This is a genomic window from Jidongwangia harbinensis, assembly GCF_020216025.1.
GTDB lineage: Bacteria > Actinomycetota > Actinomycetes > Mycobacteriales > Micromonosporaceae > Actinoplanes > Actinoplanes harbinensis.
The window spans coordinates 82,314-97,735 of sequence record NZ_JAIWNC010000026.1 but is presented as its reverse complement, the minus strand read 5'-3'; the positions used below and the strand labels follow the sequence as shown (position 1 = coordinate 97,735).

The window sequence follows — 15,422 nt, the reverse complement described above, 5'->3', positions numbered from 1 at the left end:
GGTAACGCAGAGTAATTCACGTCCTCACTCATCCGTTAGCGGCCGCGGTACGTACCACATCGCGGAGTGCCGGGAGCAGAACGCCGGCGCCGGCGCGATTTGGAGGACATCGCGTGGAACCTGCACCTGCCGATGACGCCGCGAACGTCCGCGGACCGTCCGATGTGGCCCTGGCCGACCTGCCGTCCACCTCCGGAGCCCATTGGGCGCACCGGGACGAGATCCAGCACCGTCCGGCGGGTGCGCCGTTCCGGCGGCCACCCGCGGTCAACTCCTTCCCGGACGAGGGCCGGAGCGCGTCCCAGCAACCGGACGGTTGGGACGCCTTCGCACCTTCCGACAATTCCGGGGGAAACGAAGCGGTCTGGGAAACATTCGGCGAACTGCCCAAAGTGGACGACTCCGACCGTCCGGCCGCAGGCCCGCAGGAGCTTCTCGTGCCGGCCTCCACGACCGCACCGAGCCGGATCTCGTTCGGCGTGACCGACGAGCCCATCGGCGGGCCACGCAACGCGCCCACGTCGCCGGCCGGCCCCTACGGCGGGCCGCGCAGCACCTCCACCGCACCGGCCGGAGCGTTCGGTGGGCCGCGCAGCACCTCCACCTCCCCGGCGGGAGCGTTCGACGGGCCGGGCAACGCCTCAGCGCCGGCCGGAGCGTTCGGCGCGGCGGCGGAACCGGGCGGGGAACCGTGGGACGCCAATGCCCCGTCCCCGGTCCGGTGGCTGGGGGCCGCGCACACGCCGCCGTCCGGCGTACCCGGCGTCGGCGATGTCCTGGGCGGCGAAGGCCGCGAGATCCGGCCGCACCGGGCCGGCCGCGGCGACCACGCCCCGTCCGCCGGCCCGCAGGAGGCGCCGTCCGGCGCCGTCCCGCACCGCTCCCGCGCGGTCACCATCGCCACCGTCGCGCTCAGCACCGTGGTGCTGCTCGCCGGCGGACTCGCCGGCGTGGTGTTCTTCGCCGGCCCGGACAGCGACCTGACCTCCGTGCTCCGGCTCGGTGCCGGCACCGCCCGCCAGGACAACGTCGCCACCGCGCCGCTGGCCGGCCGGACCGCCGCCAGCTTCGAGATGGCCGCGGCCACCACCAAGGTCACGGTGCGCACCCAGGACCTCGGGGACGACCTGTACCGGATCACCGCCGCCGACGAGGCTGGCACCGTGCCGCAGCCGGTGGTCAGCGACGACCGGGTGCAGCTACAGCTCTCCTCGGACGGCGAGCGCACCAGCGGCGCCGTCGAGGTGCTGCTCAGCACGAAGATCACCTGGAGCCTGCGGTTCGTCGGGGCGGCCGACGAGCAGATCCTCGACCTCACCGGCGGCCGGGTCAGCTCCGTGGACCTGGCCGGCGGCACCCGCCGCGTGGACCTGACGCTCGCCCAGCCGACCGGCACGGTGCCGGTCCGGGTCACCGGCGCCATCGACGACCTGTCCGTCACCTCGCCGTCCGGCAACCCGGTCCGGGTGCAGGTCGGAGGCGGCGCCAAGACCGTCACCGCCGGCGAGCGGACGCTGCGCGACGTGCCCGCCGGCTCCACGCTGACGCCCAAGGACTGGGCGGCGCCGAACCGGTACGACGTCGACGCAGCCGCCCGCCTCACCCTGCTGGCGGTGCGCACGTCCTAAGCCTGTTTCGGAACCCGGCCAGGGCTACGGCGTGGCCGGGTTCCGAAACAGGCCTTAGTTCAGCAGCACGCCCGGATTCAACGTGCCGGCCGGGTCCAGGGCGCCCTTGATCCGGCGCATCGCGGCGATCTCGGCGTCCGAGCGGGACAGCGACAGCCACCGGGTCTTCGCCCGGCCCACGCCGTGCTCCGAGCTGATGCTGCCGCGCCGCTGGGCGACCAGGCGCAGCACCGCGTCGCTGACCTGTTCCGCGTCGGCGCCCGCGTCCAGCACGTTGACGTGCAGGTTGCCCTCGCCGAGGTGCCCGAAGATGATCACGCGGGCGCCGGGCGCGGCCGCCGACACGGTGCCCGGAAGGTCGTCGACCAGGCCGGACAGTTCGCGCAGCGGCACGCTGACGTCCAGCTTCACCGGCAGCCCGGCGGCGCTGATCGCCTCGGTGTGCGTCTCGCGGTACGCCCACAGCTTCGCCACGCCGGTCGCGTCCGACGCCACCGTGGCATCCTCGACCGCCGGGCACTCGCCGAGCACCTCGAGCAACTCGTCGGTGGGGTCGGTCCGGGCCGAGCACTCCAGCACCACGAACGCCGGGTACGACTCGGCGAACGGTGCCGCCAGCTTGCCGTGTGCGCGTACCAGATCGAGGCCCTCGGCCAGGAACAGCTCGGCCGCGGACAGCGACGGCAGCCCGGCCCGCGCGGCGGCCAGCAACTGCAGCGCGGCCGGTACCCCGGCGACCGCCACCAGCGCCACGGCCCGGGCCGGCAGCAGCGGCACCAGGCGCAGCCGCACCTTGGTGATCACCGCGAGCGTGCCCTCGCTGCCGGCCAGCAGCTGGGTCAGGTCGTACCCCGTGTTGTCCTTGGCCAGACCGCCCAGCCGGCTCACCACCGTGCCGTCCGCGAGGACGGCCTCGATCCCGGTGAGCTGCTCGCGCATGCTGCCGTAACGGACCACCCGCAGCCCGCCGGCGTTCGTCGCCACCAGGCCGCCGACCGTGGCGGCCGACCGGGCCGCCAGGTCCACGCCCACGTCCAGGCCGTGCGGACGGGCGTGCTGCTGCAGCTTCTCCAGCGTCACGCCGGCACCCGCGGTGACCTGACCCTCCAGCACGTCCACGTCGTCCAGGGCAGTGAGCCGCCCCAGGTTCAGCAGCACCTCGCCGCCGGCCGGCACGGCGCCGCCGACCAGACCGGTGTTGCCGCCCTGCACGGTGATCGGCACGCCCGCGTCCGCGCAGGTACGCACCACCGCGGCGACCTCCGCGGTGCTCGCCGGGCGCACCACGCAGCGGGCCTCGCCGGTGAAGCGCCGGGTCCAGTCCGTCTCGTACTGCGACTTCAGGTCCTCATCGACCGCGACGTGCGGCGCGCCGACGATCTCCCGCAGCCGGTCCTCCAGGTCGCTCACCGCTCGCCTCCGCCGCGCCGTCCGGTCGGCCGCCTCGCCGCGCTCATGACAGCACCCGCAGGCGGACCGTCTGGTCCATGCCGCGCAGCCGGTCGAGCACCGCGTCGCTGTAGTCGCCGCTGATGTCGGTGATCAGGTAGCCGTACTCGCCGCGGGTGCTCAGCAGCTGGCCCTCGACGTTCACCTGGTGCTCGGCCAGGATGCTGTTCACCTGGGCGAGCACGCCGGGCATGTTGATGTGCACGTGCACGACGCGGCTCATGGCGGGCTGCTGCGGCAGGGCGACGCTGGGCAGGTTGACGCTCAGCGTGGTGTTGCCCTCTTGCACGAAGTGCACCAGCTTGTTGGCCACGAAGTCGCCGATGTCGGACTGCGCCTCCTCGGTGGAGCCGCCGATGTGCGGGGTGAGGATGACGTTCGGCAGCCCGCGCAGCTCGGACACGAACTCGTCGCCGCGGCCCTTCGGCTCGGTCGGGAACACGTCCACCGCCGCGCCGGACAGGTGGCCGCCGACCAGCGACTCGCGCAGCGCCACGTGGTCCACCACGATGCCGCGGGAGAGGTTGAGGAAGATGCTGCCCGGGCGCATCTTGGCGAACTGCTCGGCGCCGAAGAAGCCGGCGTTGCCGGGCCGGCCGTCCACGTGCAGCGTCACCACGTCGGAGACCTCGAGCAACTCGTCCAGGCTGGCGCAGCGCTGGGCGTTGCCGAGGGCCAGCTTGTCCGCGGTGTCGTAGAAGGACACGTGCATGCCCAGGTTCTCCGCGAGCACCGAGAGCTGGGTGCCGATGTTGCCGTACCCGACGATGCCGAGCCGCCGGCCGCGGATCTCGTGGCTGCCGTCGGCGGCCTTGTCCCAGACGCCGTTGTGCATCCCGGCGTTCTTCTCGGTCAGCCGGCGGGTCAGCGCGATGATCTCGGAGACCGCCAGCTCGACCACCGAGCGGGTGTTGGAGAACGGCGCGTTGAACACGGCGATGCCGTGCGAGGCGGCCGCGGTCAGGTCGATCTGGTCGGTACCGATGCAGAACGCGCCGATCGCCACCAGGCTGTCCGCGGCCTCCAGAACCTTCGCGGTGACCTTGGTCTTGGAGCGGATGCCGAGCAGCTGCACCCCGTCCAGGCGCTCGATCAGCTCGGCCTCGTCCAGCGCGTTGCGTACGGACTCGACCTGGTAACCCTCCGCCTCGAACCGCGCGACCGCGTCGGCATGGATGCTCTCCAGCAGCAGGACTCGTACCTTGGCTTGGTCGATCATCACTTTCCGTTTCCGAATGAGGTGTCCGAAGTCGTCCGGGCCGCCGCGCCGAAGCCCAGTTCACAGGGTCCCCAGCCTAATGCGCCGGATTGCCCGACCCGCTCGGGTGTGCCGCAGGTCCCAGCCGCTGCCGGAGCCACGGCAGCAGCGCGTCAGCCTGCAGGCGCTGGAACGCCCGGAGCGTGGGCAGGCCCGGCGGCGGCGGCAACCGGCCGGCGTTGGTGAAGGCCCCGGCGAATCCGGCGATCACGTCCACCGCGTGGCCCGGGTCGACGCCGGCCAGCACGGGGTCGGCGTCGCCGCCGTACACGATCACGTTGAGCGCCAGCAGCACGGTGTCCAGCCAGTCCGGCCCGATGCAGCCCCACGGCCAGTCCACCACCACGATGCCGCCGTCCGGGCGGATGAGGATGTTGTCGGCCCGGATGTCCAGGTGGGTGAGCGTCTCACCGGTGCCGATCGCGGCCAGGCCGCGCGCCGCTGCGGCCCGCAGGTCGTCGGAGTGCGCGGCGGCCCACGGGTCCAGGTCCGCGGGCGGGTCGGCCGCGACGGCCGCCCATCCGTGGAAGCCCGAGGCCGCGTGGTCGGTGGCGCGCGGCGCGTCGGGCAGCGGCGCCGGGGTGAGCATCCGGGCCAGCCGGCGCAGCGCGCCGGTCACCGCCTCCAGTTCGTCCGGCACCCAGGGGGTACGCGGATGCCGGCCCTCGACGTCCTCCAGGACCAGCGCCACCCACTCGCCGTCGTCGAAGCTGCCCAGCATGCGGGGCGTCGGCGCGTCGGCCGGCAGCGCGGCGGTGACCCGCGCCTCGTCCCGGGCCATCTCCGTCGCCCGGGTGTTCTGTGCCGTGCTGACCGCCTTGACGAAGGCACGTTCACCCGAAGCGGTGACCACCCGGTCGGCGGTGCCCGGGGAGAAGCCGCCGGACTGCGACCGGGCCGCGACCACCGGCGAGCCGAGCAGGTCCTCGACCGCCGCCCGCACGTGTCCGGGCAGATCCAGCCAGCCGATGCGGGAGCCGATCGCGGGAATCATCCGTCGATGGTGGCAATGCCGGCGAGATGTGGCACCGGATTTTCCGGCGCCGCAAAATTGTCACACCCGTACGGCACGATGCGAACCATGCCCAACGGAGGGTTCCACTCATGAGCGCACCGGCCATTGAGACGTCCGGTCTCGTCAAGGTTTTCGGAGACAACCGCGCGGTCGACGGTGTCGACCTGACCGTGCCCGCCGGCACGGTCTACGGCCTGCTGGGCCCCAACGGCGCAGGCAAGACCACGGTGGTACGCATGCTCGCCACCCTCCTGCGCCCCGACGGCGGCACCGCCACGGTGTTCGGCCACGACGTGGTGCGGCAGGCCGACGCGGTGCGCGGCCGGGTCAGCCTCACCGGGCAGTACGCCTCGGTCGACGAGGACCTGACCGGCACGGAGAATCTGGTCCTGCTGGCCCGCCTGCTCGGCTACTCCAAGGCGCAGGCGCGCGAGCGGGCGGCGCAGCTGCTGGCGGCGTTCGGCCTGACCGAGGCGGCCGACCGCCAGGTGAAGAAATACTCGGGCGGCATGCGCCGCCGGATCGACATCGGCGCCAGCATCCTCAACACCCCCGACCTGCTCTTCCTCGACGAGCCCACCACCGGGCTCGATCCGCGCAGTCGCAACCAGGTGTGGGACATCGTGCGCATGGTGGTCGCCAACGGCACCACGGTGCTGCTCACCACGCAGTATCTGGACGAGGCCGACCAGCTGGCCGGGCGGATCGCGGTGATCGACCGGGGCAAGGTGATCGCCGAGGGCACCCCGGGCCAGCTGAAGGCGTCGGTCGGCGCCGGCACCGTGCACGTCCGGCTGCGCGACGCCGAGCAACGGCCGGCCGCCGAGCGGGTGCTCGCCGAGGCCCTGGGCACGACGGTCCAGCAGGAGCCCGACCCGCTGGCACTGACCGCGCGGGCGGACGCCGGCGGCTCCGACCGGGGCGCCGCCGAGCACGCCGCCCGGGCCCTGGCCGCGCTCGCCGAGGCCGGCATCGTGGTGGACGACTTCTCCCTCGGCCAGCCCAGCCTGGACGAGGTCTTCCTGGCCCTGACCGATCGCCCGGCCACCGATCCGGCGGCCGGTCCGGACACCGACTCCACCGCCGAGAAGGAGGCCGTGGCATGAGCACCGCGACGCAGACCCCCGAAGCCTCCGCCTACACGCCGTCCGCTGAGACGATCGGCGCCGTGCTGGCCCGCGGCGACCGGCCGAAACGCCCGAGCGCCTGGGCGGCGTCGCTGACCTTCGGCTGGCGCGCCCTGCTGAAGATCAAGCACGTGCCCGAGCAGCTGTTCGACGTCACCGCGTTCCCGATCATCATGACGCTGATGTTCACGTACCTGTTCGGCGGCGCCCTGGCCGGCTCCACCCGGGACTACCTGCAGTTCTTCCTGCCCGGCATCATGGTCACCAGCGTCGTCATGATCACCATGTACACCGGCATCGGCCTCAACACCGACATCGAGAAGGGCGTCTTCGACCGCTTCCGCACCCTGCCGGTGTGGCGCCCCGCCGCCCTGGTCGGCATGATCTTCGGCGACGTGCTCCGCTACATCCTCGCCGCCACCACGATCGTGCTGGTCGGCCTGATCCTCGGCTTCCGGCCCCAGGGCGGCGTGACCGGCGTCCTCGGCGGCATCGCCCTGCTCGTGGTCTTCTCGTTCGCCTTCTCCTGGGTGTGGACGATGTTCGGCCTGTTCCTGCGCTCCGAGAAGTCCGTGATGGGAGTGAGCATGCTGGTGCTCTTCCCGCTCACCTTCCTCAGCAACGTCTTCGTCGACCCGCGCACCATGCCCGGCTGGCTCCAGGCGTTCGTCGACATCAACCCGATCAGCCACCTGGTGACCGCGATCCGCTCCATCATGGACGGCGACTGGAACATGGGCGAGATCACCTGGACCCTGGTGGCGAGCGGGGTGCTGGTTGCGGTCTTCGGCACCCTGACCATGCGCCTCTACAACCGCAAATGACGGATCCCGGGCGGAGGCCGGCGCGAGCTTCCGCGTATTCCGCACCGGCTTCGAGTGCTTCTCGACCGGCGGCCGCCAGTGCCGGAACGGACGTCGATTCCTGGCCGGAGCGGCTGCGGGTGGCGGCGGAGGAGTCCTTGCGGCGTCGTCACCGGCGGTCGGCGGAGCGCCGGGAGCGGGCGGCGCGGCGCGCCCGGGGGATGAGCGAACGGCACGGCTGGCGGATGGCTCGGCTGGACGCCCGCGCGGCGTCCGCTGGGGTGGCGCGCGGTCGGGGGTCGGCGATGCGGCGGGAGCGTTCTGGTGATCGGGGCGCTTCCGGATCGGCCGGTTGATCCTTCGCCTGGGTGGACTTGTTCAGGAACTTGGCGGACGTTGCGGCCGGTGGTGATGGAGCATCTGGAGGCCGGCCGCTGGGGCCGAGCCATCACTTTGTGCGTTGCGTGGCGTCGCGGTGGTGGCAGGGTCGCATCACCCGGGATTTTCGGGCGCATAGCTCCCGGATCACCGCAGTTCGGCGAGGGCGGAGTGGTGCACTCAGCAGGTCGCCAGGTCGCCAGGTCGCCAGGTCGCCAGGTCGCCAGGTCGCCAGGTCGCCAGGTCGCCAGGTCGCCAGGTCGCCAGGTCGCCAGGTCGCCAGGTCGCCAGGTCGCCAGGTCGCCAGGTCTCCGGGTGCGGAGGTCGGCGTTTCTACTGCACGTGGCGCCAGGGGTGGCGGCGTGTGTGGTTTGCGGGTGCGGAGCGTGCCGCATCTCTGCACGCGGTGTTCGGGGTGGCGGCGTGTGTGGTTTGCGGGTGCGGAGCGCGCCGGTCCTCCACACGTCTTGGCAGGGGAACGCGCTGTCGCGGGGGCAAATCGGGCGCATGGCCGCTTGCGTGCCGGCGTGGGGCCGAAGTCGTGCGGCTGTGGGCGATATACGAATAGGCGATACACGACCCCTAGTCCACAAGATCGCGGCCGGCAAAGCGCAGGCGTCGGTTGGTACATGAACGGGCGATGGGGCTCGCCGGAAGCGCGGCCACGACACTGCGGGTTCCCCAGCCGCCTGCCGTCCGGCTCCGCTGCTTCCGCGAGCCGGCGCTGCACCCGACACCGGCAACCACCTCACCCGCCGAGGGGTCGCGCGTGGTTCCACCGGCGTGGCCTTTCCTAAGTGCGGAGGGCGCCGTAGCGATGCACGCCGGGTTTGGGCGATGTCGTGTGTGGGGTCTCCGGGTGCACAGGGCGCCGCAGTTCTGCACGCCGGACCGGGGTGATGGCGGCGGCGTCGAGTTGCGGCACGCAGCGCGCCCCTGCGCCACACGCCCCAGCCGCTAAAGGGGACGGCATCGGGCGTCTGGCGGTCCGCAGCCAGCGGAAAGGGAAGTCGTGCCGTGTGGTCGAGATACGAATATCGAGGCGGAATGCGACCTCAGTTGCACAAGATCTATCGGCCACATGCCGCGGTTGGCTGCGTACGGGCGACGGGGCCGACTGCGGTGAGAGCGGACCCGATGGCGCGCAACTCACGCAGCCGCCACTACTCGGCGGCGCGGGGAGCGGGCCGCCTCGCCGCGCTGACGGGTGAGGGAACGCCCGGCGGTGCTGCCGTCGTCGCGCGCCGGACCCCATCGCCCCGGGCCCCATCGCCCCGGACCTGGCCGGACCGGTCCGGGTTCGTGCGGGTGGACCTGACGAACGGCACCGCCGCGGCGATCGTGATCGCCAGCACCAGGCGGGCGTTGGTCCAGAGCGGGGTGCCGAGCGCGGTCACCGGCAGCACCATGACGGCCACCACCGTCGCCGTCCACATCCGGGCGACCCAGGCGGGGCCGCGCACCGGAAGCAGCGCGGCGAGCACCAGCCAGATCTGGTGATGGGTCCAGGAGACCGGGGACAGCACCACGCTCGCGGCGCCCGCCACGACCGTTGCGGAGAGCCAGTCGCCGCTTCTCGCCAGTCGTGCCCCGCGGCGCAGCGCCACCGCGGCAACCGTGCCGCCGATGAGCAGCACCAGCGCTGAGCGCAGGGAGACCGGCAGCTCGAAACGCATCAGGGCGCCGTTCAGCGACTGGTTGCCGGCCGAGGTGATGTAGCCGAGCCGGCTCACCTGGAACATCTCGGTGGTCCAGAACCGCCACGAGTCGCCCGGCAGCGCGAGCGCGGCGACCGCGGCGCAACCGGCGAAGGTGGCGGTTGCGGTGAGAGCCGCCGTGCGCCGGCCCGCGTACCAGAGCAGCGGGATGAAGATCAGGGGAGTCAGTTTGACGGCGGCGGTGAAGCCGATCAGGGCGCCGTGCCAGGGGGTGCGGCGCAGCGCCAGGAGATCGAGCGTGATGAGGCCGGCCAGGAAGAGGCTGACCTGGCCGTACTTCAGGTCGGAGGACACCGGCGCGGACAGCATGAGCATCAGCGCGAGCGCCGCGGCGACGGTGGGGCGGCGGTCGCCGGCTTCGGCGAGGGTGCGGGGTTCGTGGGCCCGTGCCACCAGCCGGGCCAGGCCGAGGACGGTGGCGACGGTGGCGAGGGACCAGGCGAGTTGCAACGGGAGCGTGGGCAGCCAGGTCAGCGGGGTGAACAGCAGCGCGGCGAACGGCGGGTAGGTGAAGGGTGCGTTGCCGCGGATGAAGTCGTACAGGCTGGCGCCGTCGGTCAGGCCGGCGACCGCGCCCAGGTACACCGACAGGTCGGAGAGTCGCACGTCGGCGGGGCGGCGCAGGGCCGCGTACGCGGTGAGGGCCGCGACCACGGCGGCGCCCAGCCAGAGGACGGTCGGAGCGGCTCGTCTACCCATACTCGAAACTCTACATAGGGTGGGGCGCCGGGTCGAGATCTCGTGGCGGGACCGTTATTCGGGGCGAGGGGTCGCGGCGGCGACGGCGCGCATCACCAGGACGGCCGCCAGCAGCGCGACGGCACCGCGGCCGGCCGGGTGTGCCGCGAAACCGAAACCGAACACGGTCGAGTTGTCCAGCATCCGGTGGAGCGTCACCTCGGCCGTGGCGCCGGACCACAGCAGGAGATGGCAGACGGCCAGACCGGCGAGGGCGGCCACCGTGCCGGCCATCACGCGCACTGCGGCCTGCGGCACTGCGGCCTGCGGCACTGCGGCCTGCGGTGCTGCGGTCTGCGGTGCTGCGGTCTGCGGTGCTGCGGTCTGCGGTGCTGCGGTCTGCGGTGCTGCGGTCTGCGGTGCTGCGGCCTGCGGCTCCGTGGCTCGCGGTGCTGCTGCCTGCGGCTCCGTGGCTTGCGGCTCCGTGGCTTGCGGCTCCGTGGCTTGCGGCTCCGTGGCTTGCGGCTCCGTGGCTTGCGGCTCCGTGGCGCGCGGCTCCACGGCGCCGACGGCCTCGGTGGCTTCGGCGGGGTGGGGGCGGAGGGCGGACGCCAGGACTGCAGTGGTGCAGAGGAGCAGCGGCCCGGCCATCACGGCGGCGTTCGCGAGCAGGATGTCGGAGGCGTGGAACGCCGGGCCGACCGCCTGCAGGCTGCCGAATGCCGCGGTGCCGTCGGCGAAGTACCGGCCGAAGTCCGTGATGCCGCCCGGCAGCAACGCCAGCGGGAACCAGGTGGGCGCCGAGGTCGCGGCCACGCCCAGCGCGTCCGCGGCGTGCAGCGAGCCGGCAATCGTGGCGAGGTCCGGCACGGCCAGGCCCCCGCCGGCCGCGAGCACGGCAGCCCGGCGTCGCCGGCCCGTCGCGGTCAGGTGCGCGATGTACCGGGCCAGGACGGCCGTGAGCGCGGTCCAGGTGACGACGGCCGGCCCGATGTCGAGGACGCCCATGAACGGCATCACCGGGATGCGGTTGCCGGCCAGCAGGAAGGCGAACGCGGCGGCGCCCACCAGGACGGCGGAGACGCGTACCCGGGCACCGATCGCGGCGCACGCCACCGCGGCGCCGGTCAGCAGCAGCGGCGCGAGGGAGTCGGTGGCGCGGGCCGCGTTGACCAGGGCGGCGGCCAGCAGGGTGAGGCCCGCGGCGACCGATGCGGTCCGGCCGAGGCCGGCCGCCCGGCCCCGCCAGGAGGGTTCGTCGACCGCGGGGGAGAGCACCAGGCTGCCGGCGAAGACCAGTTTCCGGTACGCCGGTGCGGCCGTCCCGGGCGTGTCCAGCGCGGCCAACTCGGCGTGCCACTCGTCCCGCATCGTCGCGGAGAGGTCGGCGGGCCACCGGCGTGCGGCCACGGCCACGCCCACCCGCGCCAGCCGGTCAACGACCCCGCCGCGAGCCCGGCGCCGGGCCGGCCCCTGCGGTCCGCCTGGGGAGTCCGCGGCGCCCCGGTGGTGCGAGGACCTTGGCGGTTCGCCCGTGGAGTCGGCGGTGTCCTGGTGTCGTAGGGGCCTCGGGGGTTTGCCCGTGGAGTCGGCGGTGTCCTGGTGTCGCGGGGGCCTCGGGGGTTTGCCCGTGGAGTCGGCGGTGTCCTGGTGTCGCGGGGGCCTCGGGGGTTTGCCCGTGGAGTCGGCGGTGTCCTGGTGTCGCGGGGGCCTCGGGGGTTCGCCCGTGGAGTCGGCGGTGTTCCGGTGTCGCGGGGGCCTCGGGGGTTCGCCCGTGGAGTCGGCGGTGTCCCGGTGTCGCGGGGACATCGGGGGGTTGCCCGCGGAGTCCGTGGTGCTCCGGGGTGGGGCCGACCGCGGGGACGGCGTCATCACGCCTCCCGGGCGTGGCCGACCGGGCCGGTGACGCGGGACATCTGCTGCTGCATGAGCGCCACCTCGCGCCGCGCCTCGATGGCGCCGTCCGCGGTCAGCCGGTAGTAGCGGCGGCTCGGCCGGCCCTCGGCTGCCGGGTCGATGTCCTCCCAGCGGGACTCCACCCAACCGGCCCGTTCCAGCCGGACCAGGATGGGATAGAGCGTGCCGCTGGGCAGGCCGGTGTCCTGCATGAGCTGCAGGCCGTAGCGGTCGGCGGTGGGGTCGGCGAGCAGGGCCGCGACGACCTTGAGTACCGACATCGTCATCCGTGGCCCAGCCATGTCCGGCATCCTACATAGGGTCCGCCCCCTGGCACCAGGCGAACGGCCACCGGACCGTGTCTAGTCGTCCGCGAACGCCTGCCGCTTGCACTCGTTGATCTTCGGCGAATCGAAGTCCCCGTTCGGCCCGATCTCGGTGAGGCCGAACTCGGCGGTGTCCGGGTCGGGCACGGTGAGGCGGTACCCCTGCTTCTTCGCGCACTGGTACCACTCGCGGTTGTTGTCGCGGTAGGCCGAGGGATTCGTGCGGGCCTGTCGCGCGTCGAAGTCCTCGGGTTCCTTGGCGGCGCAGGCCGCCAGCGCCGGCTTCGACCCGCTGTCCAGCAGGGCCTTCTTGAACTCGCCGGTGCCCGGATCGCGGAAGGCCGGTCCGCCCTTCTCGACGAGGCACCTGGCCCACTCGTCGACCAGCCGGTCCCTATCCTCGTCGGTGGCGTCCAGCGGGACCAGGGGCCGCTGATCGTTGACGTCGCCCGCGGGCGACGACGGTGCGGCGGGTGCGCCGGCGCTGCGCAGGGAGGCCACCGGCGCCTCGTCGCCGCCGGGGTCGTCGGAACAGCCGGCGAGCAGGCACAGCGAGGCCGCCGCGAGAGCGAGCCACCGGCGGCCGGAGTGCTTGGTCGAGATGATGATCATGGCCGGATGGTGCTCGACGGATGTGAGGATCCTGTCAGCGGATGAGGCGGTAGTGCGCCACACCCTCGGATGCCACGAACTCGGCCACCCGGTAGGTGCTGACCAGGTCGTCGTCGAGCAGCCGCTCGCCGCCGCCGAGCAGGATCGGCACCACCGCGATGTGCAGCTCGTCGACCAGGCCGGCGCGCAGGTACTCCCGGATGGTGGCGGCCCCGCCACCCAGGCGGACGTCGCGCCCGCCGGCCGCCTCGACGGCCCGGTCCAGCGCCGCCCGGATGCCGTCCGTGACGAAGTGGAACGTGGTGCCGCCGGACATGCTCACCGACGGCCGTGGGTGATGGGTCAGGACGAAGACATCGTGACGGTACGGCGGTTCGTCCCCCCACCAGCCGGTCCACGACTCGTCCGGCCACTCGCCGCGGATCGGCCCGAACATGTTGCGGCCCATGATGGTCGCGCCGATGTTCTCGTTGCCGGCCCGCAGGAAACGGTCGTCGATACCCTCGTCGCCGCCGTCCTGGCCCATCGAGGCCCGCCCGGTACGGGTCTGCCACATCCACGAGTGCAGGTCCTCGCCGCCCCGGCCGAGCGGGTCGGTCCGGGTCTGCTTGGGACCGGCGGCGTACCCGTCCAGCGACGTGGCGATGTTGTGCGCCCGCAGCTTCGGCACCGGCGTGCTCCCTTCGTACCCCCGGGTCTGGACTCTAGGCCCCGGGCAGGGTGACCGTCACCACCAACCCGCCGTCCTCGCGGGGTTCGGCCTGCACGTCGCCGCCGTGGGCGCGGGCCACCGCGCGCACGATCGACAGCCCCAGCCCGGCACCGCCCGGCGTGGCGAGCCGGTCTGCCCCGAGCCGGCGGAACGGCTCGAACAGGCCGGGCACCTCGTATCGGGGCACCACCGGTCCGGTGTTGCTGACCTGGAGGAACACGGTCCGGTCGGGCCGGCTGCCGGTCTCCACCCGGACCCAGCCGCCGTCCGGCAGGTTGTGCCGCTGCCCGTTCTCCACCAGGTTCTGGACGAGCCGTTCCAGCAGCACCGGGTTGCCCAACACCGGTGCCTCGGCGGCCTTGACGATGACCGACGGCGACGCCACGTGGTCGACGATGTCGGCGATGTCCACGTAGGACTGTTCGGTCACCGTACGTTCAGACTGGGCCAGGACCAGCAGCCCCTCGATGAGGCGGCCGTGGCGTTCGTTGATCGCCAGCAGCGTGGCGCCCAGTTGGCGTACCTCCGGCGACACGGCCGGCGGCGACATGGCCACCTCGATCAGGGTGCGGTTCAGGGTGAGCGGCGTCCGCAGCTCGTGCGAGGCGTTCGCGATGAACCGCCGCTGGCCGTCGAACGACTCGTCCAGCCGGGCCAGCATCAGGTCGAACGTGTCGGCCAGCTGTTTGACCTCGTCGTCCGGCCCGTCCATGGCGATGCGTTCGTGCAGCGACTCGCCGCCGGCCGGGGCGAACGCGATCCGGCGGGCGGTGTCGGTGATCCGGTGCAGCGGCTGCAGCAGGCGCCCGGCCACCAGCCAGCCCAGCGCGATCGCCGCGGCGCTGACCACGATCAGGGCGATCCCGCCCTGGGTGAGCACGGTGTTCAGGGCGCTGTCCCGGGTGTCGGTGGCGAACCGGTGGATCAAGGTGGGGCCGGCCGGGACGGGCCCGTCGGTGCGGGGCGGCAGCGTGGTGCGGATGAGCGCGTCGCCGGTCGGCAGCCGCTGGGACACCAGCGCATACGTCACGCCGAGCAGCACCAGGCCGGCCAGCACGAACAGCCCGCCGTACACCAGCGTCAGGCGTCCCCGCACGGTGAGTCTCATGAGATCCGGTACCCCACTCCCGGCTCGGTCAGCACCACCGGCGGATCGCCCAGTTTGCGGCGCAACTTCAGGATCGTCATGCGTACCGCGTGGGTGAACGGATCCGCGTTCTCGTCCCACGCCTTCTCCAGCAGATGTTCCGCGGAGACCGCCGTGCCGTCCGCGCGCAGCAGTTCCGCCAGCACCGCGAACTCCTTGCGGGACAGCGGCACGTACCGGCCGTCCCGGTACACCTCGCGGCGGTACTGGTCCAGGCTGATCCCGGCGCGCCGCAGCACCGGCGGGGCGGCCGGCCGGGCACGCCGGCCCAGCGCCGCCACCCGCGCGGTCAGCTCGCGCAGCGCGAACGGCTTGGGCAGGTAGTCGTCCGCGCCCAGGGCCAGGCCGCTGACCCGGTCGTCGACCGCGGCCGCGGCGGTCAGCATCAGCACCCGCAGCGCGGTGTCCCGGGCGACCAGCGTCCGGCACACGTCGTCGCCGTGCACCACCGGCAGGTCCCGGTCCAGCACCACCACGTCGTAGTCGTGCACGTCGAGGCGTTCCAGCGCCGCGCCGCCGTCGTTCACCACGTCGACCGCGTGCGCCTCGCGCCGCAGCCCCTCGGCCACCGCGTCGGCGAGCAGCGGCTCGTCCTCGACCACCAGGATGCGCATCCCCCCATGGTGACCCACGGTGATGTCACTTCACCGTCACTGTTTTCGCTGACGGCCGGGA

Annotated in this window: 13 protein-coding genes; 3 read left to right on the top strand and 10 right to left on the bottom strand. The window is 73.0% G+C overall.

All coding sequences use genetic code 11. The features are described from left to right. The first annotated feature begins 113 nt into the window (after nucleotides 1–113). On the top strand, nucleotides 114–1,628 hold the full coding sequence (locus tag LDL48_RS28680; RefSeq protein WP_225258347.1) for a hypothetical protein: 1,515 nt from the start codon (nucleotides 114–116) through the stop codon (nucleotides 1,626–1,628). A gap of 54 nt (nucleotides 1,629–1,682) precedes the next feature. On the opposite strand, the gene LDL48_RS28675 is transcribed toward LDL48_RS28680, so the two are convergent. The 3 genes from LDL48_RS28675 to LDL48_RS28665 form a co-directional block, all read right to left on the bottom strand. Beyond that, nucleotides 1,683–3,038 (bottom strand): FAD-binding oxidoreductase, encoded by a 1,356-nt coding sequence (locus LDL48_RS28675; protein ID WP_225258346.1) that lies wholly within the window; start codon nucleotides 3,036–3,038, stop codon nucleotides 1,683–1,685. A gap of 43 nt (nucleotides 3,039–3,081) precedes the next feature. Continuing rightward, nucleotides 3,082–4,296 carry a phosphoglycerate dehydrogenase gene (gene serA, locus LDL48_RS28670; RefSeq protein ID WP_225258345.1) on the bottom strand — a complete coding sequence of 405 codons (1,215 nt, stop codon included), beginning with the start codon at nucleotides 4,294–4,296 and terminating at the stop codon, nucleotides 3,082–3,084. A 76-nt stretch (nucleotides 4,297–4,372) separates the two neighbouring features. Beyond that, on the bottom strand, nucleotides 4,373–5,329 hold the full coding sequence (locus LDL48_RS28665) for a phosphotransferase (protein ID WP_225258344.1): 957 nt from the start codon (nucleotides 5,327–5,329) through the stop codon (nucleotides 4,373–4,375). A gap of 110 nt (nucleotides 5,330–5,439) precedes the next feature. On the opposite strand from LDL48_RS28665, the gene LDL48_RS28660 reads away from it, so the two are divergent. Both LDL48_RS28660 and LDL48_RS28655 read left to right on the top strand, forming a co-directional pair. Further along, complete coding sequence (locus tag LDL48_RS28660) at nucleotides 5,440–6,456, top strand: ATP-binding cassette domain-containing protein (protein ID WP_225258343.1); 1,017 nt, start codon at nucleotides 5,440–5,442, stop codon at nucleotides 6,454–6,456. Further along, nucleotides 6,453–7,301: an ABC transporter permease gene (locus LDL48_RS28655; protein ID WP_225258342.1), complete on the top strand. Its 849-nt coding sequence runs from the start codon at nucleotides 6,453–6,455 to the stop codon at nucleotides 7,299–7,301. The genes LDL48_RS28660 and LDL48_RS28655 overlap by 4 nt, the downstream gene beginning before the upstream one ends. A gap of 1,520 nt (nucleotides 7,302–8,821) precedes the next feature. Here LDL48_RS28655 and LDL48_RS28650 read toward each other — a convergent pair. The 7 genes from LDL48_RS28650 to LDL48_RS28620 all read right to left on the bottom strand — a co-directional run bounded on the left by LDL48_RS28650 (nucleotide 8,822) and on the right by LDL48_RS28620 (nucleotide 15,361). Beyond that, a complete protein-coding gene (locus LDL48_RS28650) occupies nucleotides 8,822–10,075 on the bottom strand; it encodes a glycosyltransferase 87 family protein (RefSeq protein WP_225258341.1) in 1,254 nt (417 codons plus the stop codon). A 54-nt stretch (nucleotides 10,076–10,129) separates the two neighbouring features. Beyond that, a complete protein-coding gene (locus tag LDL48_RS28645) occupies nucleotides 10,130–11,464 on the bottom strand; it encodes a hypothetical protein (RefSeq protein ID WP_225258340.1) in 1,335 nt (444 codons plus the stop codon). Nucleotides 11,465–11,925: 461 nt separating this feature from the next. Then, entirely contained in the window at nucleotides 11,926–12,252 is a 327-nt protein-coding gene (locus LDL48_RS28640; RefSeq protein ID WP_225258339.1) for a PadR family transcriptional regulator, read from the bottom strand. A gap of 60 nt (nucleotides 12,253–12,312) precedes the next feature. After that, nucleotides 12,313–12,888 carry a hypothetical protein gene (locus tag LDL48_RS28635; protein ID WP_225258338.1) on the bottom strand — a complete coding sequence of 192 codons (576 nt, stop codon included), beginning with the start codon at nucleotides 12,886–12,888 and terminating at the stop codon, nucleotides 12,313–12,315. A gap of 34 nt (nucleotides 12,889–12,922) precedes the next feature. Then, nucleotides 12,923–13,558, bottom strand: a complete 636-nt coding sequence (locus tag LDL48_RS28630) for a dihydrofolate reductase family protein (protein WP_225258337.1) — start codon at nucleotides 13,556–13,558, stop codon at nucleotides 12,923–12,925. Between the two features lie 34 nt (nucleotides 13,559–13,592). Continuing rightward, entirely contained in the window at nucleotides 13,593–14,708 is a 1,116-nt protein-coding gene (locus tag LDL48_RS28625; protein ID WP_225258336.1) for a sensor histidine kinase, read from the bottom strand. Next, a complete protein-coding gene (locus LDL48_RS28620; RefSeq protein ID WP_225258335.1) occupies nucleotides 14,705–15,361 on the bottom strand; it encodes a response regulator transcription factor in 657 nt (218 codons plus the stop codon). Before LDL48_RS28620 ends, LDL48_RS28625 begins: the two co-directional genes overlap by 4 nt. Between the last annotated feature and the right edge of the window lie 61 nt (nucleotides 15,362–15,422).

Bases quoted from the DNA above. Each gene is read 5' to 3' on its own strand.
- LDL48_RS28650 (WP_225258341.1), bottom strand. From the start codon at position 10,075: ATGGGTAGACGAGCCGCTCCGACCGTCCTCTGGCTGGGCGCCGCCGTG.
- LDL48_RS28640 (WP_225258339.1), bottom strand. From the start codon at position 12,252: ATGGCTGGGCCACGGATGACGATGTCGGTACTCAAGGTCGTCGCGGCC.
- LDL48_RS28665 (WP_225258344.1), bottom strand. From the start codon at position 5,329: ATGATTCCCGCGATCGGCTCCCGCATCGGCTGGCTGGATCTGCCCGGA.
- serA (WP_225258345.1), bottom strand. From the start codon at position 4,296: ATGATCGACCAAGCCAAGGTACGAGTCCTGCTGCTGGAGAGCATCCAT.
- LDL48_RS28635 (WP_225258338.1), bottom strand. From the start codon at position 12,888: ATGATCATCATCTCGACCAAGCACTCCGGCCGCCGGTGGCTCGCTCTC.
- LDL48_RS28660 (WP_225258343.1), top strand. From the start codon at position 5,440: ATGAGCGCACCGGCCATTGAGACGTCCGGTCTCGTCAAGGTTTTCGGA.
- LDL48_RS28655 (WP_225258342.1), top strand. From the start codon at position 6,453: ATGAGCACCGCGACGCAGACCCCCGAAGCCTCCGCCTACACGCCGTCC.
- LDL48_RS28625 (WP_225258336.1), bottom strand. From the start codon at position 14,708: ATGAGACTCACCGTGCGGGGACGCCTGACGCTGGTGTACGGCGGGCTG.
- LDL48_RS28620 (WP_225258335.1), bottom strand. From the start codon at position 15,361: ATGCGCATCCTGGTGGTCGAGGACGAGCCGCTGCTCGCCGACGCGGTG.